Source organism: Caulobacter sp. P1_B12_2, from assembly GCF_056406675.1.
In genome coordinates, this window is sequence record NZ_JBFTZS010000013.1 from 1 (window position 1) to 24564 (window position 24564).

Below are 24564 nucleotides of genomic sequence, written 5' to 3' on the forward strand. Positions count from 1 at the left end.
GGGCGTGGTGCTGGTCTCGATCCAGTACCGGCTGGGCGCCTTCGGCTTCCTGTCGCATCCGACTCTGACCGCCGAGGGCGGTGGGACGTCCGGAAACTACGCCCTGATGGACCAGATCGCCGCCCTGCGCTGGGTGCGGGACAACATCCCCCGGTTCGGCGGCGACCCCGGCAATGTCACGATCTTCGGCCACTCGGCCGGCGGCCAGGACGTGGGCCTGTTGATGGTCGCTCCGGACGCGCGCGGCCTGTTCCACAAGGCGATCGAGCAGAGCGGGACGGCGGGCTTCGGCCTGCCGCCGCGCAGCCTGGCGCAGAACGAGACGCTGGGCGAGGACCTGGCGCGGGCGGTCGGCGCCAAGGACCTGGCGGCGCTGAGGGCCGCGTCTGGCGAGGCTGTCCTCGACGCGACCGACGGGTTGAAGCCGCCGATCGCGGATGAAAGCTTCGTCTGGCTGCAGGCGGCGGTCGACGGCGCCGTGATCCGCGAACCTCCGGCCGAAACCCTGGCCGCCGGACGTCAAGCTGCCGTGCCGCTGATCGTCGGCAACAACGCGCATGAGCTGTCGCTGTACGGCGGCGCGGCCAATGCCGAGGCCTGGGTGAAGGCCAGCCACAGCGACGCCGACGCAGCGCTCCGTCTCTACGGGATCGACGCCCGAGCGGTGTCCGACACGGTCGCCGACCAGATCGCCGCCGACACCGGCTTCCGGTGCCCGGCGACCTGGGTCGCGGCGCGCCAGGTCGAGGCGGGCCAACGGGTCTGGCGCTACGAACTCGGTGTGGCCGCGCCAGGCTCCGGGCCGGTGCGCCACGGCTCGGAACTGCCCTTCGTGTTCGACGCCCCGCCCGCCGGGACCCGTCAGGCCGACTGGCCGCACCTGCAAGCCTATTGGGCCAATTTCGCCCGCGCGGGTGATCCCAACGGGCCGGGGCTGATGCTCTGGCCGACCCACGCAACGGCCGCCGAGGCGATCGCCTTCACGCCGTCCGGACCCAAGCCCATGAGAGACGATCGCGGCGCGGTCTGCCGCCTGCTGCCCCATCCCTGAAGACAAGATCGGCCCACAGAGGCCGGCCCGAGGAGGAAGACATGACGACCAAGTTCGCCCCGATCCCGTTTGCACGGGGGATTTCGCGCCTGTCGTTGCTGGCCTCCAGCGCCCTGTTGGTCGCGGCGTCGGCCAGCGCCCAGACACCTTCCGTCTACGGACCTTACAACGCCGACCTGCCGCGCGGCGGCGACGGCCTGGCCAAGCCGCTGGCGGGAATGCCGCTTCCGGCCGAGGGGCCGTGGTCGTTGCAGGGATGGATCTCGCCGGCGACGGCGTCGGCCGGCCGGACCGTGGTGGCCGGAGTCGGTGATCCGGCGAGCGGCGGCCGCTTCATCGGCCTCGACGACGGCGCGCCGGCGGTCTGGGCCGGATCGTCCGTCGTGAAGGGCGGTCTCGCGCTGAAACCGGGCGCCTGGACCCATGTCGCGGCGGTGTCGGACGGGACGAAAGTCACGCTCTATGTCGACGGCGCCAAGGTCGGGGAGGGGAAGGCGTCGCCCCTCGCTCCGGCCTCGACCCTGCAACTGGGTCCGCGCAAGTCGGTCGGAACCGCGCCGTTCGGCGGCAAGGTGGCGGGCTTCACCGTGCAGGCCTCGGCCCTGACTCCAGCGGAGCTCAAGGCCCTGGCGGCGGCCAGGCCCGACCCCGCCTTGACGGTGTACGAGCCCGGCAGCCCAGCCTGGCCGGTGCAGGTGCGCCAGATGTACGGCCAGGTCACGCCGCAGGAGGCCTGGACCCGACCCAAGAGCAAGGCGGCCTTCTCCAAGCCGGTCGCCGTTCCGCCCTATGCCGGCCCCGCCCTGGTCGCCGCTCCCGCCACCGAAGGCGCCGACGCCTGGACCCTGAAGCGCTGGTCGCTGGTCGAGGGTCCGAAGATCAGGGATAGCGGGACAGCGCTGTCTAAACCCGGCTACGACGCCAAGGCCTGGTACGCGGCCACCGTGCCCGGGACGGTGCTGACCACCCTGGTCGATCGCGGCGTCTATCCGGATCCCGACTACGCCCTGAACAACACGGCCATTCCCGAGAGCCTGAACAAGCAGGACTACTGGTATCGCGCGGAGTTTGTCGCCCCGTCTGGCCAGGACGGTCGCCACCAGCAGCTGATCTTCAAGGGGATCAACTACGCCGCCGAGATCTGGCTGAACGGCGAAAAGCTGGGCGACCTGAAGGGGGCCTTCATCCGCGGACAGTTCGACGTGACGGGCAAGCTGAAGCCCGGGGTCGCCAACGCCGTCGCGGTCAGGATCTCGCCGCCGCCGCATCCGGGCCTGGCCCACGAGGAGTCGCTGACCGCCGGGGTCGGCGAGAACGGCGGGATGCAGGCCCTGGACGGCCCGACCTTCATCGCCAGCGAGGGCTGGGACTGGATCCCCAGCGTCCGCGACCGCAACACCGGCCTGTGGCAGGACGTGGTGCTGCGCTCTACCGGCCCGGTGCGGATCGGCGACAGCCATGTGGTCACCACGCTGCCGAAAGCCGACAACAGCGTCGCCGACGTCGAGATCACCGTGCCGGTCGAGAACCTGACCGACGCGCCGGTCCAGGTCACCGTGCGGGCCGCCTTCGACACGGTCGCCGTCGAGAAGGCCGTGACCGTCGCGCCCGGCAAGACCGACGTGATGTTCAAGCCCGCCGACTTCCCGCAGCTGTCGGTGAAGAGCCCCAAGCTGTGGTGGCCCAACGGCTACGGCGCCCAGACCCTTTACGGCCTGCGCCTGATCACCTCGGTCGACGGCAAGCCCTCGGACCAGAAGGACAGCCGCATCGGCCTGCGCCAGATGACCTACGAGCTGTCGCTGATGGACAGCCACGGCGAGCTGCGGCGGGTCGAGGTCGACTATTCCAAGGCCCGCCAACTGGGCCAGGACGTCACCGACGGCAGCCACGAGGGCATCCGCAAGGTCGAGGGCGGCTGGGCCACCTCGCTGACCGCGCAAGGCGAGACCTCACCGGCCGTGCACGACGTTCCCGACACCGGCCTGACGCCCTACCTCGTTATCAAGGTCAACGGCGTGAAGATCGCGGCGCGGGGCGGCAACTGGGGCACGGACGACTGGCGCAAGCGGGTGTCTCGCGAGCGGCTGGAGCCCTATTTCCGGCTGCACAAGGACGCCCACCTCAACACCATCCGCAACTGGGTGGGGCAGAACACCGAGGACGTGTTCTTTGACCTGGCCGACGAGTATGGCCTGCTGGTGCTGAACGACTTCTGGGCCTCGACCCAGGACTACCAGCTGGAGCCGCAGGACGTTCCGCTGTTCCTGGCCAACGCCGCCGACGTGATCAGCCGCTATCGCAACCACCCCTCGATCGCCCTGTGGTTCGGCCGCAACGAGGGCGTGCCTCAGCCGATCCTCAATGAGGGCCTGGAGGCGCTGGTCCACGACCTGGACGGCACGCGCTGGTACACCGGCAGCTCCAACCGGGTGAACCTGCAGAACAGCGGGCCGTACAACTATCGTGAGCCCGAGACCTATTTCACCGAGCACGCCAAGGGCTTCTCGGTCGAGGTCGGCACCCCGTCGTTCCCGACCCTGGAGGCGTTCGAGGCGGCCGTGCCGGCCGCCGACCGCTGGCCGATCAGCGACGTCTGGGCCTATCACGACTGGCACCCGACCGGGAACGGCGCGACCAAGTCGTTCATCGACGCCATGACCGCCAAGCTGGGCGCGCCGACCAGTCTCGAGGACTTCGAGCGCAAGGCCCAACTGATGAATTACGAGACGCACCGGGCGATCTTCGAGGGCATGAACCAGGAGCTGTGGACCAAGTCGTCGGGGCGCCTGCTGTGGATGACCCAGCCCGCCTGGCCCTCGACCATGTGGCAGATCCTCAGCCACGACTACGACACCCACGCCTCGTACTACGGGACCCAGAAGGGCTCGGAGAGCGTCCACGTGCAGATGGACCTGGCCGACCATCGGCTGGCCCTGGTCAACAACGGCCTGACCCCGATCACCGGCGCGACGCTGCGGGCCCGGGTCGTCGGATTGGACGGCAAGCTGCTGGCCGAGCGGTCCTCGACGATCGGCGCGGCGGCCAACAGCACGGCGCTGGGCGAGACGTTGGATCTGTCCGGCCCGCTGGCTCAAGGCGCGGTGGTGGTGCGACTGGACCTGACCGCCGCCGACGGGTCCGCCCTGTCGAACAACCTCTACTGGGTGGCCCGAGACGCCGAGGGCGAGCGCAAGCTGTCGGCCATGGCGGCCCAGCCGGTGTCGATCGCGGCGTCCTCCGCCGCGTCGGGCGCCGAAACGGTGGTCGCGGTGACCCTGGCCAACACCGGTTCGGCCCCGGCCCTGAACGGCAAGCTGACCCTGGTCGACGCCAAGGGCGCGCGGATCCTGCCGGCCTACTACGCCGACAACTATGTCTCGCTGCTGCCCGGCGAACGGCGGACGGTGGAGATCCGCTATCCGGGCGACGCCCGGGTCGGCGCGAAGGTCGAGCTGCGCGGCTGGAACGTGACGCCGGCCGTGGCGGCGGTGCGCTGATGCTGGACCGTCGCGCCCTGCTGGCGGCGGGGCTCGCTGTTCCCGGCCTGGCCCTGGCCCAGACCGCCGCGCCGCCGGCGCCCAGCCCGGAAGAGGCGCGGCTGCGCACCGACTGGCCGTTCCTGCAACGCTACGCCGCCGAGAACGCGACCGACCGCGACCTGCCGGCCGAGCGGCGGCGGGTGGTGTTCATCGGCGACTCGATCACCCAGGGCTGGCGCGATTTCCATCCGGCCTTCTTCGCCGACAACGGCTTCCTGGGACGGGGCATCGGCGGCCAGGTGACGGCCCAGATGCTGGCGCGGTTCTGGCCCGACGTGGTCGCCCTGAAGCCGGCGGCCGTGCACATCCTGGCCGGCGTCAACGACATCGCCCAGAACGCCGGACCCTACGACTCGGCCGCCTCCCAGGCCAATCTCCAGGCCATGACGGTGCTGGCCCAGGCCAGCGGCGTCGCGGTGATCCTGGCCACGGTCACGCCGGTCGCCGAATTCCCTTGGAGGCCGGGTCTGGGCCCCACCGCCAAGGTCCAGGCGCTGAACGCCTGGCTGAGAGCCTACGCGACCGAGCGTGGCGCGATCCTCGCCGACTACACCCGAGTGCTCGACGACGGGGCGGGCGGGATGAGGCCGGGCCTGGCCTATGACGGGGTCCATCCGACGCGCGAAGGCTATGCGGCGATGGAGCCCGTGGCGCTGGCGGCGATCGCCTCGGCCCTGGCTCCGGCGTGACCTGAAAGTCGCATAACGAAAATCAATTTAAGAAATCTGCTGTCCAAAGTTGACAGCGCTGTCGGTTGTCCATAGGTTGATGCTACCGGCACTCCAAAAAAAGCCGGAACTCCACGGGAGGATGCGCATGCATCCCTCAAAAACTCCGCGTCTTGGCTCGTTCAGCTCGCTGAACGAGAACGAGAACTGCTGCCGCACATCAGGGGAATGCACAATGACTACAAAGTCTTACAGGTCTCGCACGGCCTTGCTCTCCGCCGCCTCGGCCTTGGTGCTGTTGAGCGCCGGCCAAGCCGGCGCCCAGACCGTTTCCACGAAAACCGAAGAACCATCTGAGGTTGACGCCGTCGTCGTCACCGGCTTCCGCGCTTCGCTGGCCAACGCGCTGACTCTCAAGAAGAACTCGGACCAGATCATCGAGTCGATCACCGCCGAGGACATGGGCAAGTTCCCCGACCAGAACATCGCCGAGTCGCTGCAACGCCTGCCCGGCGTGCAGATCGACCGCGAGAACGGCCAGGGCACCAAGGTCCGCATCCGCGGCCTGGATCAGAACGTCACCCTGCTGAACAGCGACACCTTCCTGTCCGGGCTGGAAGCGTTCCGCCTGGGCGAAGGCAACGCCAAGCAGACCAACTCGCTGGAAGGCATCCCGTCCAACCTGCTGGCCGGCGTCGACGTCATCAAGTCGCCCCAGGCCGACCAGATCGAAGGCGCGCTCGGCGGTACGGTCAACCTGAAGACCCGCAACGCGCTGGACATGAAGAACGACCTGACCTTGGCGCTCGACGTCGCCGGCAACCAGGGTTCGACCGAAGGCAAGCTGAAGCCGAACCTCTCGGCGGTGATCGGCTACAAGTTCACCGACAGCTTCGGCCTGCTGGGCAGCTTCACCTACGACGAAAACTGGATCGACACCGAGGTGCTCAGCGGTGAGAACCGCGGCGGCTGGGCCTATCTGAACCGGCCCACCGCGACCGGCAACAACCAGGTCCAGACGGGCACGACCAATATCTGGTCGCCGGAATATCGCTACAGCAACAACCGCCACCAGGAGCGCAAGCGCACCGCCTTCTCGCTGAACGCCGACTGGGACGTCTCGGACACGGTGACCCTGCAGGCCGACTGGTTCCATTCGGACCTGAAGATCTTCACGGGCGAGCACTCGCTGAAGTGGGCCTACGCCAACGAAAACGCGATGTACAATTCGCAGGGCCTGACCAAGAGCAGCGACAACGTGCTGCAGTCGGGCATGGTCACGGCCAACTCGTCCGAAGGCGACACCTTCGCCAAGAACGCCAAGGCCAAGACCGACAACGTGCAGGTCGCCCTGGACTGGAAGGGCACCGAGCGCCTGAGCGGCAAGGTCCGCGCCGCCTGGTCCAAGACCGACTACGCCTCCACCTCGGGCCAGGTCGACACCCGCTACACTCAGTACACGGTGCGTGACGGCGGCGCGGGCTTCGCGCCGAACGCCACCGCCCCGTTGACGGCGACCTACGGCTTCACCAACGGCGCCTATCCGATGTTCACGCCGGCGGCCAACCTGGCCACCGCCATGACGACGCCGAGCTCGGTGTTCTTCAAGTCGCACTGGGCGTTCGGCGACAAGTCCAAGCTGGACGACAAGGCGATCACCGGCGACCTGAGCTGGCGTCCGGAGTTCGGCGAGGGCGCCAACATGGTGCTGACCGGCGGCCTGCGCTATTCGGAAAAGAAGGTCGACTCCGACTACGGCCGCTACCTGGCGGACTATTCGGCCAAGGGCGAGCTGCCGGCCAGCGCCCAGGGCACGACCGATCACGGCGTGTTCGTCGACTGGACCCCGCTGGGCTACTTCCAGGACGGCGCGATCGGCCTGAAGAAGTGCGACATCGCCTTCTACGGCTGCGGCCGCTTCGGCAACTCGATCGCGGTGGTCACGCCCTACCAGACCGCGGCCTCGAACCCGGGCCGTGCGGTCACCGACAACGTCCACGGCGTGAACGCGATCTTCCAGGACTACGGGCAGATGAAGAACCCGGTGAACTGGATCCAGGCCCTGTATCCGTCGACCAAGTTCGCCTTCTACCGGGACCCGATCGAGTCCTTCAAGATCAAGGACGCGACGACCTCGGGCTATGTGATGGCCGACCTGGGCGACGACGGCTACCACATCAACGCCGGCGTGCGCGTGGTGCACACCAAGCTGACCATCGACTCGTCCAACACGCCGGTGACCCCGCTGTGGTGGGGCACCGACAGCTGGAACGGCATCCTGAAGAACCCGGACTCGGCCCGCACGGTGCGCGAGTACACCGACGTCCTGCCCAGCATCAACGCGGTGTTCAACATCACGGAAAATGACAAGGTCCGGGCGACCGGAGCCCGCGTGGTGGCCGCTCAGAACCTGTTCGATCTGGGCCAGGGCGCGTCGTACAACTTCACCCGTTCGTCCACCCCGGGGCCGAACTTCGACAAGTTCCTCTACACCAACGGCAGCGGCGGCAACCCCAATCTCGACCCGTTCCGCGCGTCGCAGTTCGACCTGGCCTGGGAGCACTATTTCGGCAGCCAGGGCCTGGTCTCGGCCGGCGTGTTCTACAAGACCGTCGACTCGTTCATCGTCTCCAACACCTTCCCGGTGACGGTGAAGGACCAGTCGGCGGCGGGCGCTTCGACCGGCACGTTCACCTCGGTGGTCAACGGCGAGGGCGGCGAGATCAAGGGGCTGGAGGCGCAGGCGCAGTACGCGTTCGAGAACGGCTTCGGCTTCACCGCCAACTACACCTACTCGGACTCGAAATCGCCCTACGCCAACGACTTCTCCGACAACCTGCCGATCCCCGGCGTGTCCAAGCACGCCTTCAACGTCCAGGGCTATTTCGAGCACGGGCCGTTCCAGACCCGCCTGTCCTACGCCTGGCGCGACAAGGCCTACCAGGGCAACTACGGCTTCGGCTCCGGCGCCGACGTCCACAACCTGGGCATCTACAACGAAGCCTACGGCCAGCTGGACGGCCAGGTCGCCTACGACATCACCCAGGATCTCAAGGTGACGCTCGAGGCTTCCAACCTGACCAAGGAAGACAGCAAGTCCTACCTGCAGTTCTCCGATCTGCCCCTGCGCTTCGTGTCGGGTGACCRCCGCGTCTCGCTGGGCGTCCGCTACCGCTTCGGGCGCTAGCGCCTTCGCAAGGCATGGCCATGGCTCCTCGCGAGCCATGGCCATGACCCTTGAGCGCCGTCGTCGCCGGGATCAAGATCGATGCGACCCCGGAGGGCGATGGGCGTCACCAGGCTGAGGAGGACGGCGACATGTCGGACGGCGACTGGATCCAGAACATCGTCATCGTCGGGGGCGGAAGCGCCGGATGGATGACCGCCGCGGCCCTGGCGCGCGGCCTCGACCGCCGCTACCGGATCCAGGTGGTGGAGTCGCAGGATATCGGGGTGGTCGGCGTCGGCGAGGCGACGATCCCGCCGATCAAGCTGTTCAACACCATGCTGGGTCTCGACGAGGCCGAGTTCATGCGCGAGACCAAGGCCACCTACAAGCTGGGCATCCAGTTCCATGGCTGGGGCGGCAAGAGCCACAGCTATTTCCACCCGTTCGGCGCCTATGGCCTCGGCGCCGCCGAGGGACATTTCTTCCAGTACTGGCTGAAGCTGAACCGGGAAGGCGCGGAGCTTTCCCTGGACGACTATTCACTCTGCACCCAGGCGGCCAAGGCCGGCCGGATGGACACCCAGACCGACGATCCGCGCGATCCGATGTCGACCTTCGGCTCGGCCTATCATTTCGACACCATCCTCTACGGCCAGCACCTGCGCCGTTTCGCCCAGACCCTGGGCGTGGTCCGCACCGAGGGCGAGGTGGTCCAGGTCGACCAGGACGGCGAGACCGGCTTCGTCACCGCCGTGCGGCTGAAGTCTGGCGCCAGCATCGAGGGCGACCTGTTCATCGACTGCTCGGGCTTCAAGGGCCTGCTGATCGAGCAGGCGCTCAAGGCCGGCTATGACGACTGGTCCGATCACCTGCCGATGGACCGGGCCGCCGCCGTGCCCTGCGCACTGCGCGGCCCGCTGTCGCCCTACACCACCTCGACGGCCCTGAAGGCCGGCTGGCAGTGGCGCATCCCGCTGCAGCACCGGGTGGGCAACGGCTATGTCTATTCCAGCCGGTTCATCTCGGACGACGAGGCGGTCTCGACGATCGTGGGCAATCTGGAGAGCGAGCCGCTGGCCGAGCCCCGGCTGCTGCGCTTCGTCACCGGCCGTCGGCGCAAGATGTGGGACAAGAACGTCGTCGCCATCGGCCTCTCCAGCGGGTTCCTCGAACCCCTGGAGTCGACCAGCATCCATCTGATCCAGGCCAGCATCAACAAGCTGCTGCAGCACTTCCCCGATCGCGGGTTCTCGCCGGTCAATCGCGAGACCTACAACCGGCGCATCCATGCCGACATGGAGACGATCCGCGACTTCCTGATCCTGCACTACAAGGCCACCAACCGCGACGACGCCGCGCTGTGGTCCTATGTGCGCCAGATGCCGATCCCCGACTCGCTGGCCGATCGGATCGAGCTGTTCCGCGAGCGCGGCCAGCTGGTCATTCATCCCGACGAGATGTTCACCCCGACCTCCTGGCTGGCCGTGCTGATGGGGCAGGGCGTCCATCCGCAAACCTACAGTCCGCTGGTGGCCGGGCAGGACAGCCGGCCGCTCGCCGACGGCTTCCGGAGCATGAAGGCGTCGATCGCCCGCCGCGTCGACGCCATGCCCAGCCACGTCGACTATCTGAAGCGCCACGGCATGTGGGCCGCCGAGACCGTGGCGGCCTGAAGCCAGGCCGCTTTCGGCCCTATTCCCGCCGACCAGGGAGGTTCGTGAAGGTACCGCTATCAAATACCTGGACAGCGCTGTCAATTCATGGTGCAGTCAAGACCACAAGGGGCGTCAGTCCCCGATCCAGGGAAGGAAACATCCGATACCGCGTCAGCGCGCCAGACGGCGTCGCTCCGCCTCCAGCCAATTCGCATCCGTCCCATTCCAGCGCCGACCTGCCGGCGGGGACGACGCGCCTTCGTCAGACCCCTCCGACGTCGGTGTGACTGGATCCCCTTCATCGGGGGCTCTCCAAACTCCGGCGCGACGACGTTCTCCCCGTCGCGCCGGTTTTTTGCCGCGCAATGTCCGCCCGCGCCCAGTCGCCCGGGCCGCTTCTCGAAGGTGTTGAATGACCGTCCGCTCCCGTCGCCTTGCGATCTCGGCCTTGCTCGCCTCGACCATCGTCGCCTCGGCCGGCTTGGCCGACGCGCCCGCCTTCGCTCAATCAGCCATCGCTCATCCCGCCCAATGGCCCGCGGCGGCCAGTCCGGCGGCGATCACCGACGCCAAGACCGAGGCCTTCATCACCGATCTGATGGCCAAGATGAGCGTCGAGGAGAAGGTCGGCCAGACCATCCAGGGCGACATCGCCTCGATGACCCCCGCCGATCTCGACAAATACCCCCTGGGTTCGATCCTGGCCGGCGGCAACTCCGCGCCCGGCGGCAATGACCGCGCCCCGCCCAAGGCCTGGATCGACCTGGTCGACGCCTATCGCAAGGAGGCCCTGGCCGCCCGGCCGGGCCACACCCCGATCCCGATCATGTTCGGCATCGACGCCGTGCACGGCCACAACAACATCGTCGGGGCCACGATCTTCCCGCACAATATCGGCCTGGGCGCCACGCGCGACCCGGCCCTGATCCGCCGCATCGGCCAGGCCACCGGCGAGGAAGTGGCGGTGGTCGGCGGCGACTGGACCTTCGGGCCGACGGTGGCCGTGCCCCGCGACGATCGCTGGGGCCGCAGCTATGAGGGCTATGCCGAGGACCCCGAGGTCGTGAAGTCCTATTCGGGCCCGATGACCCTGGGCCTGCAAGGCGAACTCAAGCCCGGCACGAGCCTGGGCGCGGGCCATATCGCCGGTTCGGCCAAGCACTTCCTGGCCGACGGCGGCACCGAGGGCGGCCAGGACCAGGGCGACGCCAGGATCTCCGAGACCGAGCTGGTCGCGATCCACGCCCAGGGCTATCCGCCCAGCATCGACGCCGGCATCCTGACGGTGATGGCCTCGTTCTCAAGCTGGAACGGCCAGAAGATCACCGGCAACAAGACCCTGATCACCGACGTGCTGAAGGGCCGGATGGGCTTCCAGGGCTTCGTGGTCAGCGATTGGAACGCCCACGGGCAGCTTTCGGGCTGCACCAATGTCAGCTGCCCGCAGGCGATGAACGCCGGGCTCGACATGTACATGGCGCCCGACAGCTGGAAGGGCCTCTACGACAACACCCTAGCCCAGGTGAAGGCGGGCGAGATCCCGATGGCGCGGCTGGACGACGCGGTTAGGCGCATCCTGCGGGTCAAGGTCAAGACCGGACTGTTCGAGCGCGTCGCGCCGTCGGTCCAGGGCAAGCTGGACCGTCTGGGGGCGGACGAACACCGCGCGATCGCCCGCGAGGCGGTGGCCAAGTCGCTGGTGCTGCTGAAGAACGACGGCGTGCTGCCGGTCAAGCCCGGCGCCAAGGTGCTGGTGGCCGGCGCCGCCGACGACATCGGCAAGGCCTCGGGCGGCTGGACCCTGACCTGGCAGGGCACCGGCAACAAGAACAGCGACTTCCCGCACGGCCAGTCGATCTGGGGCGGGATCGAGCAGGCGGTGAAGGCGGCCGGCGGCCAGGCCGAACTGGCCACCGACGGCGCCTTCAAGACCAAGCCCGACGTCGCCATCGTGGTGTTCGGCGAAGACCCCTATGCGGAGTTCCAGGGCGACGTCGCCAACCTCGGCTACCAGCTGGGCGACAAGACCGACCTGGTCCTGCTCAAGAAACTGAAGGCCCAGGGCATTCCCGTGGTCTCGGTGTTCCTGTCGGGCCGCCCGCTGTGGGTGAACCCCGAGATCAACGCCTCGGACGCCTTCGTCGCGGCCTGGCTGCCGGGCAGTGAGGGCGGCGGCGTGGCCGACGTGCTGGTGGCCGGCCGGGACGGCAAGTCGAAGCGCGACTTCCAGGGCAAGCTGGGCTTCTCCTGGCCCAAGCGCGCCGACCAGGGTCCGCTGAACCGCGGCCAGCCGGGCTACGATCCGCAGTTCGCCTACGGCTACGGTCTGTCCTACGCCAAGCCGGCCAAGGTCGAGGCCTTGCCGGAGAATCCCGGAAACGTCGCGGCGGCCGGCAGCGTCGACCGCTATTTCGTGGACGGACGTTTGCCCGCGCCGTGGCGGATGGACTTCGTGGGGGCGGGCTCGGTCAAGGCGATCGACGCCGGCGCCCAGGAGAACGCCCGCCAGGCGGCCTGGACGGGCCAGGGCATGCTGGCCATCCACGGTCCGCCGGTCGACCTGTCGCGCCAGACCACCGGCGACATGGCGGTGATGGTCCGTTATCGGGTCGACGCCGCCCCGACGGCCCCCGTCACGATGAGCGTCGGCTGCGCCGACGACGCCTCGTGCGCCGGGACGCTGGACGTCTCGACCCTGCTCAAGGAGGCCAAGCCCAGCGAGTGGCGCAGCGTCAAGATCAAGCTGTCCTGCTTCCAGGCGGCCGGGACCAAGGTGGATCATGTGACCGCGCCGTTGGTGGTCAGCACCAGCGGACCTTTCGCGCTGTCGCTGACCGAGGTGCGGCTGGCCTCGAACGAGGGCGACGCGATCTGTCCGAAATAGGTCGCGCGCGACGGGGGCGGGCTTGGCTATAGTGACGCCATGTCCCGCACCACGCCCGCCACCCTGGCCCTGACCAAGGCCGGGATCGATTTCACGGTCCACGCCTACGACTACGACCCCGACGCCGACAGCATCGGCCTGGCGGCCGCCGCGGCTCTGGGCGAGGATCCTGGCCGGGTGCTCAAGACCCTGATGGCCCTGGTCGACGGCAAGCCGGTGCTGGTCGTCGTCCCCTCCGACCGCGAGGTGGCGATGAAGAAGTTGGCGGCCGCGGTCGGCGGCAAGTCGGCCCAGATGATGAAGCCCGCCGACGCCGAGCGGATCAGCGGCTACAAGGTCGGCGGCATCAGCCCGTTCGGCCAGCGCAAGCCGCTGCCGGTGGTGATCGAGGCCGACGCCCTGGCGCAGGATCGCGTCTACATCAACGGCGGCCAGCGGGGCCTGCAGGTGCGCCTGGACCCGAACGCGGCTCAGGCGGTGTTGAAGGCCGTCGCGGCGGCGGTTTCGGCCTAGGCCCGATACCGCATCGCCACGTCGCAGCGCTCATAGCGGCTGCCGGACATCGCCATGATCTCGGCGTCGTGCTCGAACCCCAGCTTCTCGTAGAGGTGGATGGCCGGCCCGCACTTCCGGTTGGTCAGCAGATACAGCCGGTCGGCCACGCCCATGGTCTTGGCGCGGTCCAGCGCCGCCGCCAGCAGGAACTCGCCGACCTTGCGGCCGCGCGCCGCCTCCAGCACGCCCATCTTGGTCAGCTCGAACCAGCCGTCCTTCATCTTCATGATGGCGCAGGTTCCCACCACGCCCAGGTCCGCCGTTTCCGCGAACAGCACCGCGCCGCCCTTGTCGACGATCAGGTCGCGCGGGTTTTCCAGGAGCGTGATGTCGTTCTCTTCAAGAGCGAACATCTGCGAGATCCAGGCGGCGTTGATCTCATAGAAGGCTCCGGCCAGGTCGTCGGAAAAGTCACGGATCGACATGGCGCCCGATGCCGCCGACATGCCCACACGGTCCACCAGCGAACGGGCGTCGAGCCGCGCCTCCAGCGCCGTGATCTGGTCCAGCAACGCCTGCTCCCCGCCGTCGCAAAGCGCGGTCACCGCCGCCGCCACGCGCGGCCAGATGTCCCGCTGGGCCGCGCCGATCACCCGTGCGCCCTCGTCGGTCAGAGACAGCGTCTTGTGGCGCAGGTCTCGGGCCTCGCGGCTGACCGCAAGCAAGCCCTGGTCGACAAGGCCCTGCACGGTGCGGGTGATGGTCGGCTGGCTGATCCGCAGGCGCTGGGCCAGGGCGCCGATGGTCAGGGGGCCGTCCCGTTCCAGCGCCCCCAGCAGCAGCTGCTGCGCGGGTTGGATCGGCAGGTCGTGGGCCTGCAGGATCGCCGTCGCCTCGGCCTGCAGGCGATCGGAAAGCCGCTTGAGCCGGCTGCCGAGAAAGGCCGGTCCGAGGTCGGCGAGAGTGTCCGGGATCATGGCGCGCCTCATAAATATAGCGTGCTATATATATCCTCATATCAAGGGCGAGGCAAGCCAGGGCCACAAGGCCGACCGGCCGGGGTGGGCGCCGAGCACATCGTTCGCCGAACCGTGTCCTGGCGGCAACAAGGTAAACCCCAAGTCGCTTGGGGGCTCGCGCCGACCTTGTTCATGGTCCCGGTTCGTGAGATCAGCGGCCTTCCATCCACGCTCCGGAAGAAGCCGCCGCCGCATGACCTTGAACGCCGCCCAGCCATACAAGCCACCGATCCCGGTGCGATGGCGCGCGTCGTGCGAGCCGCGCCCGCTTCGTCTCCAACCCAACCGCTAGCGACGGCCCGCCCGGCTGTCGCCGGGAGCTATCGATGACCACCCTCGTTCTGGCCCAGGCGACGCAGCTCGCCTCGCCCCTGTTGCGCCTGATCGCGCCCGCCTATGCGGACGTGCTGGCGGCCCTGTGGCCCGCGCCCCACACCCCGTTCGTCACCGCCCCGACCGCGCGGCGTCACCTGGTCTGCCTGATGCTGGCGATGGAGGCCGACCAGCGCGCGTCGGTCGATGTCGATCTGCTGCTCGAGGCCCCGCTGCGCAAGGCCGTGCGGCTGGTGCTGGATCCGGCCCCGGAAGGCCTGACCCGCGCGCTGGAGCGCCTGGGCGAGATCGCCTGGACGCCCGAGGACTACCGCATCCTGGTCGTACTGCTGGACGATCCGAAGCCGGCCAAGACCCTGCGCCATGCGGACCAGATCGATCCTCTCCAGGTGCGGACCCTGGGCGCCCTGCCGCGTCCGCTGCGCGACGCCGGCGGGGCGGCCGTGCGGGTCAGCGCCGCCCAGGCCAAGCTGCTGGCCGAGGCCCACGCCCTGCTCGCCCGCCGCCTGCCGGAGTCCGTCCTGGCCGAGCGCGTGGCCGTCTGGACGCGGGCCCCGACCGCCAAGACCCTGTTCAACCTGGTGGCCGACGACTTCCGCCGCGAGCTGCCCAAGCCGCCTCATCCGGGTACGGAGCGTCTGCGGCCGCTGGAGAGCGTGGCGGCGATCCGCGACGCCGCGCGGCGCTACCGCAACTGCTTGGCCAACTATGTGGATGCGGCCGTGGATCGGCGCTGCGCGATCTACGAATGGCTGCCGGCCCCGGGCGCGGTGATCGAGCTGACGCCTGATAGTTACTTCGGCTGGCGGCTGGACCAGGCGCGGCTTGAGAACAACAAGACGGTCGACGACGCCACCCGCGCGGCCATCGTCGAGGAGTTGCGCGGCATGAACATCCACGTCGGCCGCAGCGCCTGGCAGATCCGACACGCCCTGGAGCGCGCGGGTTCGCCGAACTTCGAGCTGGAGTCCGTGGATGCGGCGATCGCCGACTATTTCACGGACGATTGAGCCCGCTCATCCCGACGCAGGGCGGGATGAGCGGATCTCGGGATCTTAGACGTCCACCTCGGCGTCCAGGGCGTTCTGCTGGATGAACTCGCGGCGGGGTTCGACCAGGTCGCCCATCAGGCGGCTGAACATGTCGTCGGCGTCGTCGGCGTGGTTGACGCGCACCTGCAGCAGGGTGCGGGCCTCGACGTCCAGGGTGGTTTCCCACAGCTGGTCGGGGTTCATCTCGCCAAGGCCCTTGTAGCGCTGGATCGACAGGCCCTTGCGGCCGGCGTCCAGCACCGCGCCCAGCAGGTCGAGCGGACCGCGCACGGTGGTCGACTTGTCCTTGCGGCGGAAGATCGCCGCGCCCGAGAACACTTCGGCCAGCGACGTGGCGCGTTCGGCCCAGCGACGGGCGTCGGCGGCGTGCAGCAGGCCGTCGTCCAGCACCACGCTCTCGGTGACGCCGCGACGCAGGCGCTTGAACACATAGGCGGTGTCGCCGCGCTCGCCCGACCACGGGCCGTCGCCTTCTTCCGCATACAGATCAAAGCGCTTGGCGGCGGCGGCGATGTCCGGCTTTTCGCCGAACAGACCCGCCAGGGCGGCCTGCTCGATGGCGAAGGCCGGGGCGCGCTGCGACAGGCGGTCGATATTGCCCTTGGCCGAACGGCACAGCTGGACCAGTGCCAGCAGGTCCTGGGCCATGCGGCGCTCGCCCGAAGCCAGGTCCAGTTCGGCGCCGTCGACGCCCTCGTCGACCAGGAAGGCGTCCATCTCGCTGTCGTCCTTCAGATAGCGCGACGACTTGCCCTTGGCGGCTTTGTAGAGCGGCGGCTGGGCGATGTAGATGTAGCCGCGCTCGATCAGCTCCGGCATCTGCCGATAGAAGAAGGTCAGCAGCAGGGTGCGGATGTGGGCGCCGTCGACGTCGGCGTCGGTCATCAGCACGATCTTGTGGTAGCGCACCTTGTCCGGGTTGAAGTCGTCGCGGCCGATGCCGGCCCCCAGCGCCGTGATCAGCGTGCCGATCTGGTCGGACGACAGCATCTTGTCGAAGCGGGCGCGCTCGACGTTCAGGATCTTGCCGCGCAGGGGCAGCACCGCCTGGTTCTCGCGGTTGCGGGCCTGCTTGGCGGAGCCGCCGGCCGAGTCGCCCTCGACGATGAAGATTTCGGACTTGGCAGGGTCGCGTTCAGAGCAATCCGCGAGCTTGCCGGGCAAGGAGGTGATGTCGAGCGCGCTCTTGCGGCGGGTCAGTTCGCGGGCCTTGCGGGCGGCTTCACGGGCGGCGGCGGCCTCGGCGATCTTGGAGACGATGGCTTTCGCCTCGTTCGGATGCTCCTCGAACCAGCTGGCCAGGCCTTCCTGCACCAGGTTCTCGACGGCCGGACGCACTTCGGACGAGACCAGCTTGTCCTTGGTCTGCGAGCTGAACTTGGGGTCCGGCACCTTGACCGACAGCACGCAGGTCAGGCCTTCGCGGGCGTCTTCACCGCCGACGCTGACCTTTTCCTTTTTCGTGATGCCCGAGCTTTCGGCGTAGTTGGTGATGATCCGGGTGAGCGCGCCCCGGAACGCCGACAAGTGCGTGCCGCCATCACGCTGGGGGATGTTGTTGGTGAAGCACAGCATGTGCTCGTGGTAGCTGTCGTTCCACCACAGGGCCAAGTCGATCTCGACCTTGTCCTTGCGGCCGCGAATGACGATCGGGGCCTTGAGCAGCGGGGTCTTGGCCTTGTCGAGGTGGCGCACGAAGGCCTCGATGCCGCCCTCGTAGTGCAGCTTTTCTTCCCAAGGCTCGGCGTCGCGCAGGTCGCGGAAATAGATCGTCACGCCCGAGTTCAGGAAGGCCAGCTCGCGCAGGCGATGCTCCAGGGTCTTCCGGTCGAACTCGATGAAGGCGAAGGTTTCCAGCGACGGGAAGAAGGTCACTTCCGTGCCCGTCAGCGTCGTGCCGGCCTTGGGCCCGTCGGCGCGCACCGGCGAATCGCCGGTTTCCTTCAGCGAGGTCACCGCGTCGCCGCGCTCGAAGCGCATCTGGTAGCTGTGGCCGTTGCGGTGGATCTTCAGCTCCAGCCAGTCGCTGAGCGCGTTGACCACCGAGACGCCCACGCCGTGCAGGCYGCCCGAGACCTTGTAGCTGTTCTGGTCGAACTTACCGCCGGCGTGCAGCTGGGTCATGATGACCTCGGCCGCCGAGACGCCTTCGCCCTCGTGAATGTCGACCGGGATGCCGCGACCGTCGTCGGTGACCGTCACCGAGCCGTCGGCGTTGAGGATCACCTCGACCTTGGTGGCGTGGCCGGCCAGGGCTTCGTCGATGGCGTTGTCGACCACTTCGTAGACCATGTGGTGCAGGCCCGAGCCGTCATCGGTGTCGCCGATGTACATGCCGGGGCGCTTGCGCACCGCGTCCAGGCCCTTGAGCACCTTGATGGAGTCGGCGCTGTACTCGCCGGTCATCACTTCGGGGGCCGCCATTTCCGAGCCGTCCGCGGTGGTCAGGCGATCGCCGGAATCGTCGGCTTGGGGGCCTTTGGTCTCTTCGGTCATACGTCTTCCAATACGGTCAGGCCGAGTTCGCTGACGCGAACGCCGAGAGCCCGACCTTTCAGGTGGTCGAACAGCGATTGGTCCGTGCCTGTGAGAAAGGCCTGGAGCCCGAGCGCCGTGATTTCATCGGCCAATGCGGCCCGCCTTTTCAGGTCGAGATGCGCGGCGACTTCGTCCAGCAACAATATAGGATTCGGCGCGTCTTTCGCACGCGAAAGTCGCGCGCCTTGCGCCAAAACCAGGTTCAGAATCAGCGCTTTCTGCTCGCCGGTCGAACATTCCGAGGCAGGACGGTCCTTGTCGACGTGATGGATGGCCAGATCGCCCCGGTGCGGACCGGTCAGGGCCCGCCCGGCGGCGCCGTCGCGGGGCCTCGCGGCGGCCAGGGCGGCGGCGAGCCGGGCCTCGATTTCGGCCATTTCGACACCGTCCAGCGCCATCTTCTCCCACTCGCCGGTCAGGGCCAGGCGGGCGCGGGGGAAGGGACGGTCGCCGCGACTATCGATTTCAGCTTGCAGGGCCTGCAGCGTGCGGGCGCGGGCGACGGCCATCAAGGCGCCGGCCTGGCCGAGGCGCGCTTCCAGGGCGGTCAGCCACACCGTGTCGGCCGGCTGGCCGCTCTCGGCGGCGTCGGTCAGCAGGCGCATGCGCTCGCGCTGGGCCTTGTCGTAGACGTTGGCGTGGCGGGCGTGGTCGGGCTCGCCGGCGAACACCAGGCGGTCGAAGAACTTGCGGCGCTCGCCCGCCGCCTCGAGGAACAGCCGGTCCTGGGCGGGGGTCAGCCAGATCGGGCGCACATGATCGGCCAGGCGGCCGGGCGGGACGGTCTCGCCTTCGATGCGGACGATGCGGCGGGCCGCGCCGGCCAGCTCGACGCCCGTGCCCAGGCGGACGGGCTCGTCCTCGCCGGATTGCGCCTCGGCCGCGACGGCCCAGGCCCGGCCGGTCGTCTCGCCCGGCAGGCGGCGTCCGACCTCGATCAGGCTGGACCCGCGCAGGCCCTTGCCCGGCGACAACAGGCTGATGGCCTCGAGCAGGTTGGTCTTGCCTGCGCCGTTGGCCCCGAACAGATAGACGCTGGCGCCCTCCGGACGCAGGGTCGCCCGCTCGTACGAGCGAAAATCCGTCAGGGTCAGCGAAAGAAGGGCGGCGCGGCTCACCGGGGGGTTCTAGCCTATTCGCGGCGCAGGTCTAAACCCGACCTGCGGACCGCCGCCTCAGCCCTGGTCGCGCCGCCGGCTCGCGCCCGCATGGGCCAGCAGCCGCGGCGGATGGCGCAGGGCGTGGGCCATGTGCGGCCCCGCCACGAGGGCCATCATCCAGGCCAGCCCGCTGAAGATGACGACGGCGATTCGTTCCCAGGCCACGCGCACGGCGAACTCCTTGCGAAGAGGCCTCGCTGTAGGCCGGGATGGAGGCCGAATCTTGGCCTTCCCATCCGCCAGGCGCGCCCTACCGCTCCTGGTCGGTCGAGCGAATCAGGATCTCGTTGATGGTCACGTGCGGCGGGCGCGAGACGGCGTAGAGGATGGCGTCGGCCACGTCCTCGGCGGTCAGCTGGCGCATGGCGGCGGCGGACTTGTTCAGCGCGCTCTGCACGGCCTCGACGGCGATGTGGTCGCGCAGTTCGGTGGCCGCCATGCCGGGCGAGATCACGCTGACGCGGATGTTGTCCTTGTGGACCTCCTTGCGCAGGGATTCGGAGAAGCCGATCACCCCGAACTTCGTGGCGGAATAGGCGGCGGCCAGCGGGTTGGAGACATGGCCAGCGGTCGAGGCGATGTTGACGATGTGGCCGTCCTTGCGGGCGGTCATGCCGGGCAGGGCGGCCTGGGTGGCGGCGATCAGGCCCAGCAGGTTGAGCTCCAGCATGGCGCGCCAGCGCGAGAGGTCGGCCGTGGCCACCGGCTCCAGGTACATGACCCCGGCGTTGTTGATCAGGATGTCCAGCTGGCCGAACGCGGCTTCGGTTTCGCGCACGGCGCGCTGGGCCTGGGCCTCGTCGGTGAAGTCGGCGACGATGACCTGGGCCTCGCCGCCCTGGGCCTGGATCCGCGCGGCCAGGTCGCGCAGGCGGTCCTCGCGGCGGGCGGCCAGGGCGACCTTGGCGCCGGCCTTGGCCAGTCCCAGGGCCACGGCCTCGCCGAAGCCTGACGACGCCCCGGTGACCAGGGCCGTGCGGCCGCTTAAATCCATGCTCATCGGGGTTCTCCTCGCGGGCGCCGAAGGACGCCCGGCGAGGATATAGGGTCTCGGCCCGGTGTCGGCATCAAGCCGCGATCACCCGAACTTGTAGCCGCACAGCTTGTTGCCATCGAGATCGCGGAAATAGGCGAAATAGGCGCCCGGCATCCGTTCGCCCGGCGCGCCCTCGCAGCTTCCGCCCAGTTCGACGGCCTTGGCGTGGAAGGCGTCGACCTCCTCGCGGCTGTCGAAGTCGAAACCACCCATCATGCCGTTGCCCACGCAGGCCTGGCCGCCGTCATAGGGTCCCAGCACCCCGAACAGGCCCGTGCCCTTGCCGCGATAGAGCCGGCCGCCGGAGGGGTGCTCGTACACGCCCTTCATGCCGATCGACCCCAGCAGGGCGTCGTAGAAGGCCTTGGCCGCCTCCAGCTTGTTGGACCCCACGGTCATGTAGCTGACCTTCGCCATGCGCGTTTGCTCCCGTTTTCTTATAAAACGGACTTTATCATGGGTGGTGAGACCGACAAGGACGCTCAGGCTCTGGGACGAGAACGACACCGCAGGTTGCTTGCGTAACCGGACCCAGTAGTCATGAATAACGGTACCAAACCCTGGGGAGGGGCACATGAAACTCAAGGCTCAGGGCGCTTCGCGCCAGTGGTGGCAGACCAATCCCGAGCTGGGCATCGCGACCGGCTGGGCGGTGGTCTGCGGCGGTCTCTGGTTGGTGGTGCGGGTTCTCGGGGTAGCCTGAGGGCGGCCGCACAGCGAAACGGGCGCTCGCGGGGCCCGTTTTCAGTCTGGATCGACCGGTGATCCGGCGTTCAGGCGTTCTGGAAGGCGGCCTCGGGCTGGAGGCTCGCGACCATCTTTTCCAGCTTTTCGAGTTCGACCTTGGCGTCCTGCAGGGATTCCCACTGGCCCAAGGTGTGGGATCCGCGTTCGTCGTTCGCGAACTTCTCGCGCTCTATCCCTAGCGCTCGGTCCCAGGCCGCGCGCGCCTCGTCGATCCGGCCAAGACGCACGAAGATCGCGCCGAGCACCAGCAGGGCGGGGGTCTTGTAAGAGGCCAGTTCGACCGCTCTCGCATAGTAGGCGCCGGCGGTCTCCTCGCAGACCATGTAGCCGACAGCTCCGGCGAACAGATGGACATTGGTCAGGCGCTGGGGCGTTCGAAGGTTGTCTGCCGGACCGCGCTCCAGCCGCGCGATCAGCGCATCGAGCGTACGCAAGGCCGCCTCGGGCTTGCCGCGCCGCGCCAGGTCGTAGGCTTTGCACGCAGGCAGCTCGTCGGCCGACGGCCCCGAGCGGCTGAATCCCAGCGCGAACAGTCCGAGGTGAGACCAGATCGCGTTGGTCACACGGGGAAAGAACGACAGCGGGCGCTTGCGCAACGTGTCACGGAATGCGGCTTGCTCCCGGTAGCGCGCCAGGGCGTAAAGGTTTGCCTGGCGGCTCAGCCTCAGCATCCGAAGCGCCTGAAGGATCTGCTTGCGCCGCTCGGGCGACGCCAACAGCATTCGCCCGTGAAATTCGAGCTCCAGGAGGAGGTGGCCGAAAAAGTCCCGCCGTGGCTTGAACGGGTCCTTCTCCACGCGAGCGCCCTACACGCGCAGCGGCATCAGCACGTATTTCACGCCTGGGTCGGTCGGATCGACCACCAGGGTGGGCGAGGCCGGGTCGGCGAAGCGGAACTCGGCGATCGGGCCGCCGATCTGGCCGCAGACGTCCAGCAGGTAGCGGGCGTTGAAGCCGATCTCGAAGGCCTCGCCGTCATAGTCGACCTCGACCTCTTCGACGGCCTGGCCGGCTTCCATGTTGCGCACGGTCAGGGTGATCCGGCCCGGCTCGACGGCCAGCTTCACCGAGCGGCTCTTCTCGGCCGAGATGGTCGCCACACGGTCGACGGCCTTGGCGAACAGGTCGTTGTCCAGGGTCAGGATCTTGGCGTTGTCACGCGGGATGACGCGCAGATAGTCCGGGAAGGCGCCGTCGATGACCTTGGAGGTCAAGGCCGCGCGGCCGAACTCGAAACGCACCTTCTGGGCGCTGATCTGCAGGTCGACCTGCTCGCCGGCCGATTCCATCAGGCGGCGGGCCTCCTGGATGGTCTTGCGGGGCACGATGATCCCGGGCAGGCCCGCCGAGCCTTCCGGGGCGTCCATCTCGGCCAGGGCCAGGCGGTGGCCGTCGGTGGCCACGGCGCGCAGCTTGGTCACGCCGCCGTCGTTGACGGTGTGGAGGTAGAGGCCGTTCAGATAGTAGCGGGTTTCTTCGGTCGAGATCGCGAAGCGGGTCTTGTCGATCAGCCGCATCAGATCGTTGGTGTCGACCGAGATCCGGCCCGACAGGCCGTCGCTGCTCATCACCGGGAAGTCGCCGGCCGGCAGCACCGGCAGGTTGAAGCGCGAGCGGCCGGCCTGGATCACCAGGCGCGGATCGTCGCCGCTGAACGACAGCGAAACGTCCGAGCCGTCGGGCAGCTTGCGGACGATTTCATAGAGGGTGTGGGCGGGCGCGGTGATCTGGCCGGGCACGTCGATCTGGGCCAGGCCCTCGTCGATGATCTCCATGTCCAGGTCGGTCGCCGAGAACGACAGGGTGTCGCGATCGGCCGACAGCAGGATATTCGACAGGATCGGGATGGTGTTGCGGCGCTCGACGACGCTCTGCACGTGACCCAGCGCTTTCAGCAGCGCCGCCCGCTCGATGGTAAGCTTCATATCTCGGTCCAGGTTCGGGGTCGCCGCCGAACGAGAGAATCCCCCGCGGCCCCGTCATGATTGGACTTGCGACATTAGCGCAATCGCGCCGCTGGGGAAGAGGGGCGCGAGGCGAGGTGCGGCGAAAAGCGCACCCCGCCCTGCAACAATGATCGCGACCTAGACGGCGGCCGCGCGCTCGGCCTTGGTCGGCAGCTTCCAGCCGGGCCGGATGAAATGGCAGGTGTAGCCGTTGGGGATGCGCTCCAGATAGTCCTGGTGCTCGGGCTCGGCCTCCCAGAACGGGCCGACGGGGGCGACCTCGGTCACCACCTTGCCGGGCCACAGGCCCGAGGCGTCGACGTCCTCGATGGTTTCCAGCGCCACGGCCTTCTGCGCCTCGTCGGCGTAGTAGATCGCCGAGCGGTAGCTGAGGCCCAGGTCGTTGCCCTGGCGGTTCAGGGTGGTCGGATCGTGGATCTGGAAGAAGTACTCCAGGATCTGGCGGTAGCTGATCACGGCGGGATCGAAGACGATCTCGATCGCCTCGGCGTGGGTCCCGTGGTTGCGATAGGTGGCGTTGGGCACGTCGCCGCCGGAATAGCCGACGCGGGTGTTCAGTACGCCGGGATAGCGGCGCAGCAGGTCCTGGACGCCCCAGAAGCAGCCGCCGGCGAGGATCGCGGTTTCGGTGGTCATGGGAAGACGTCCTTCTTCAAGGGGATCGGCGAGGCTACATGTTGGGCCTGTCCGGGTCGCGCGCAAGCGGCGCGGCTCCCCCTGTTGAAGGCTCATCTTCCGAAAGGCTATCCGTGAAGCGCGCCGCCGTCCTGTTCGTCTGCCTGGGCAACATCTGTCGCTCGCCCCTGGCCGAGGCCGCCTTTCGCCAAGAGACCGAGCGGCGCGGCCTGGAGGTCGAGATCGATTCGGCCGGCACGGGATCCTGGCACGTCGGCGACCCGCCCGACCGCCGGGCCCAGGCGGTGGCCTTGAAGCACGGCGTCGACATTTCGGGCTATCGCGGCCGGCAGGTGAAGCCCGCGGATTTTCGGACGTTCACGCACGTGGTGGCGCTGGATCGGGACAACCTCGCCGATCTGAAGCGGATCCGACCGACCGACGCGACGGCCGAGCTGTTGTTGCTGCTGGACGTGGTCGAGGGCCGGCAGGGCAAGTCCGTGGCCGATCCGTACTACGGCGACGACAAGGACTTCGACGTCACCTGGGCGGACGTGATGGCTGGGGCCAGGAGGTTGGCGGACCGGATTGGGGGAGAGGACTGAGCCCAATCCCCCTTGAACCTCGTCATCC

Annotated in this window: 19 protein-coding genes; 10 read left to right on the top strand and 9 right to left on the bottom strand. The window is 68.3% G+C overall.

What is annotated here, in order from left to right:
* The 7 genes from AC1DZ6_RS01530 to ybaK form a co-directional block, all read left to right on the top strand.
* The coding region (locus tag AC1DZ6_RS01530) for a carboxylesterase family protein (protein WP_477095433.1) at positions 1-1051 on the top strand (1051 nt) is incomplete at its 5' end.
* 41 nt (positions 1052-1092) lie between these two features.
* Entirely contained in the window at positions 1093-4551 is a 3459-nt protein-coding gene (locus AC1DZ6_RS01535; protein ID WP_477095434.1) for a glycosyl hydrolase 2 galactose-binding domain-containing protein, read from the top strand.
* Positions 4551-5282 carry an SGNH/GDSL hydrolase family protein gene (locus AC1DZ6_RS01540; RefSeq protein WP_477095435.1) on the top strand — a complete coding sequence of 244 codons (732 nt, stop codon included), beginning with the start codon at positions 4551-4553 and terminating at the stop codon, positions 5280-5282. Before AC1DZ6_RS01535 ends, AC1DZ6_RS01540 begins: the two co-directional genes overlap by 1 nt.
* Positions 5283-5496: 214 nt before the next feature.
* The gene (locus tag AC1DZ6_RS01545; RefSeq protein ID WP_477095436.1) at positions 5497-8448 is read left to right on the top strand and encodes a TonB-dependent receptor; all 2952 of its coding nucleotides are present in this window, start codon (positions 5497-5499) and stop codon (positions 8446-8448) included.
* A gap of 131 nt (positions 8449-8579) precedes the next feature.
* Positions 8580-10103: a tryptophan halogenase family protein gene (locus AC1DZ6_RS01550; RefSeq protein WP_477095451.1), complete on the top strand. Its 1524-nt coding sequence runs from the start codon at positions 8580-8582 to the stop codon at positions 10101-10103.
* 394 nt (positions 10104-10497) lie between these two features.
* Complete coding sequence (locus AC1DZ6_RS01555) at positions 10498-12969, top strand: glycoside hydrolase family 3 protein (protein WP_477095437.1); 2472 nt, start codon at positions 10498-10500, stop codon at positions 12967-12969.
* Between the two features lie 39 nt (positions 12970-13008).
* The gene (gene ybaK, locus AC1DZ6_RS01560) at positions 13009-13482 is read left to right on the top strand and encodes a Cys-tRNA(Pro) deacylase (protein WP_477095438.1); all 474 of its coding nucleotides are present in this window, start codon (positions 13009-13011) and stop codon (positions 13480-13482) included.
* On the opposite strand, the gene AC1DZ6_RS01565 is transcribed toward ybaK, so the two are convergent.
* The gene (locus AC1DZ6_RS01565) at positions 13479-14441 is read right to left on the bottom strand and encodes a bifunctional helix-turn-helix transcriptional regulator/GNAT family N-acetyltransferase (RefSeq protein ID WP_477095439.1); all 963 of its coding nucleotides are present in this window, start codon (positions 14439-14441) and stop codon (positions 13479-13481) included. The two genes, ybaK and AC1DZ6_RS01565, sit on opposite strands and share 4 nt — an antisense overlap.
* 368 nt (positions 14442-14809) lie before the next feature.
* Between AC1DZ6_RS01565 and AC1DZ6_RS01570 the strand changes: the two genes are divergently transcribed.
* Positions 14810-15826, top strand: a complete 1017-nt coding sequence (locus AC1DZ6_RS01570; RefSeq protein WP_477095440.1) for a hypothetical protein — start codon at positions 14810-14812, stop codon at positions 15824-15826.
* 45 nt (positions 15827-15871) lie between these two features.
* Here AC1DZ6_RS01570 and gyrB read toward each other — a convergent pair whose 3' ends face one another.
* The 5 genes from gyrB to AC1DZ6_RS01595 form a co-directional block, all read right to left on the bottom strand.
* A complete protein-coding gene (gene gyrB / locus AC1DZ6_RS01575; RefSeq protein ID WP_477095441.1) occupies positions 15872-18364 on the bottom strand; it encodes a DNA topoisomerase (ATP-hydrolyzing) subunit B in 2493 nt (830 codons plus the stop codon).
* Positions 18361-19524: a DNA replication/repair protein RecF gene (gene recF / locus AC1DZ6_RS01580; protein ID WP_477095442.1), complete on the bottom strand. Its 1164-nt coding sequence runs from the start codon at positions 19522-19524 to the stop codon at positions 18361-18363. Before recF ends, gyrB begins: the two co-directional genes overlap by 4 nt.
* A 57-nt stretch (positions 19525-19581) precedes the next feature.
* Entirely contained in the window at positions 19582-19731 is a 150-nt protein-coding gene (locus tag AC1DZ6_RS01585; protein WP_477095443.1) for a hypothetical protein, read from the bottom strand.
* Between the two features lie 85 nt (positions 19732-19816).
* Positions 19817-20566, bottom strand: a complete 750-nt coding sequence (locus AC1DZ6_RS01590; RefSeq protein WP_477095444.1) for an SDR family NAD(P)-dependent oxidoreductase — start codon at positions 20564-20566, stop codon at positions 19817-19819.
* Between the two features lie 78 nt (positions 20567-20644).
* Positions 20645-21019: a VOC family protein gene (locus AC1DZ6_RS01595; RefSeq protein ID WP_477095445.1), complete on the bottom strand. Its 375-nt coding sequence runs from the start codon at positions 21017-21019 to the stop codon at positions 20645-20647.
* A gap of 157 nt (positions 21020-21176) precedes the next feature.
* Between AC1DZ6_RS01595 and AC1DZ6_RS01600 the strand changes: the two genes are divergently transcribed.
* Entirely contained in the window at positions 21177-21305 is a 129-nt protein-coding gene (locus tag AC1DZ6_RS01600) for a hypothetical protein (RefSeq protein ID WP_477095446.1), read from the top strand.
* Positions 21306-21375: 70 nt separating this feature from the next.
* Here the strand turns inward: AC1DZ6_RS01600 and AC1DZ6_RS01605 are convergent, their stop codons facing one another.
* The 3 genes from AC1DZ6_RS01605 to msrA all read right to left on the bottom strand — a co-directional run bounded on the left by AC1DZ6_RS01605 (position 21376) and on the right by msrA (position 23952).
* Positions 21376-22146, bottom strand: coding sequence for a hypothetical protein (locus AC1DZ6_RS01605; RefSeq protein ID WP_477095447.1), 771 nt, complete (start codon positions 22144-22146; stop codon positions 21376-21378).
* Between the two features lie 9 nt (positions 22147-22155).
* Entirely contained in the window at positions 22156-23274 is a 1119-nt protein-coding gene (dnaN, locus tag AC1DZ6_RS01610; RefSeq protein WP_477095448.1) for a DNA polymerase III subunit beta, read from the bottom strand.
* A gap of 159 nt (positions 23275-23433) precedes the next feature.
* Positions 23434-23952 (bottom strand): peptide-methionine (S)-S-oxide reductase MsrA, encoded by a 519-nt coding sequence (gene msrA, locus AC1DZ6_RS01615; protein WP_477095449.1) that lies wholly within the window; start codon positions 23950-23952, stop codon positions 23434-23436.
* 113 nt (positions 23953-24065) lie between these two features.
* On the opposite strand from msrA, the gene AC1DZ6_RS01620 reads away from it, so the two are divergent.
* Complete coding sequence (locus tag AC1DZ6_RS01620; RefSeq protein ID WP_477095450.1) at positions 24066-24536, top strand: low molecular weight protein-tyrosine-phosphatase; 471 nt, start codon at positions 24066-24068, stop codon at positions 24534-24536.
* Positions 24537-24564 lie beyond the last annotated feature (28 nt).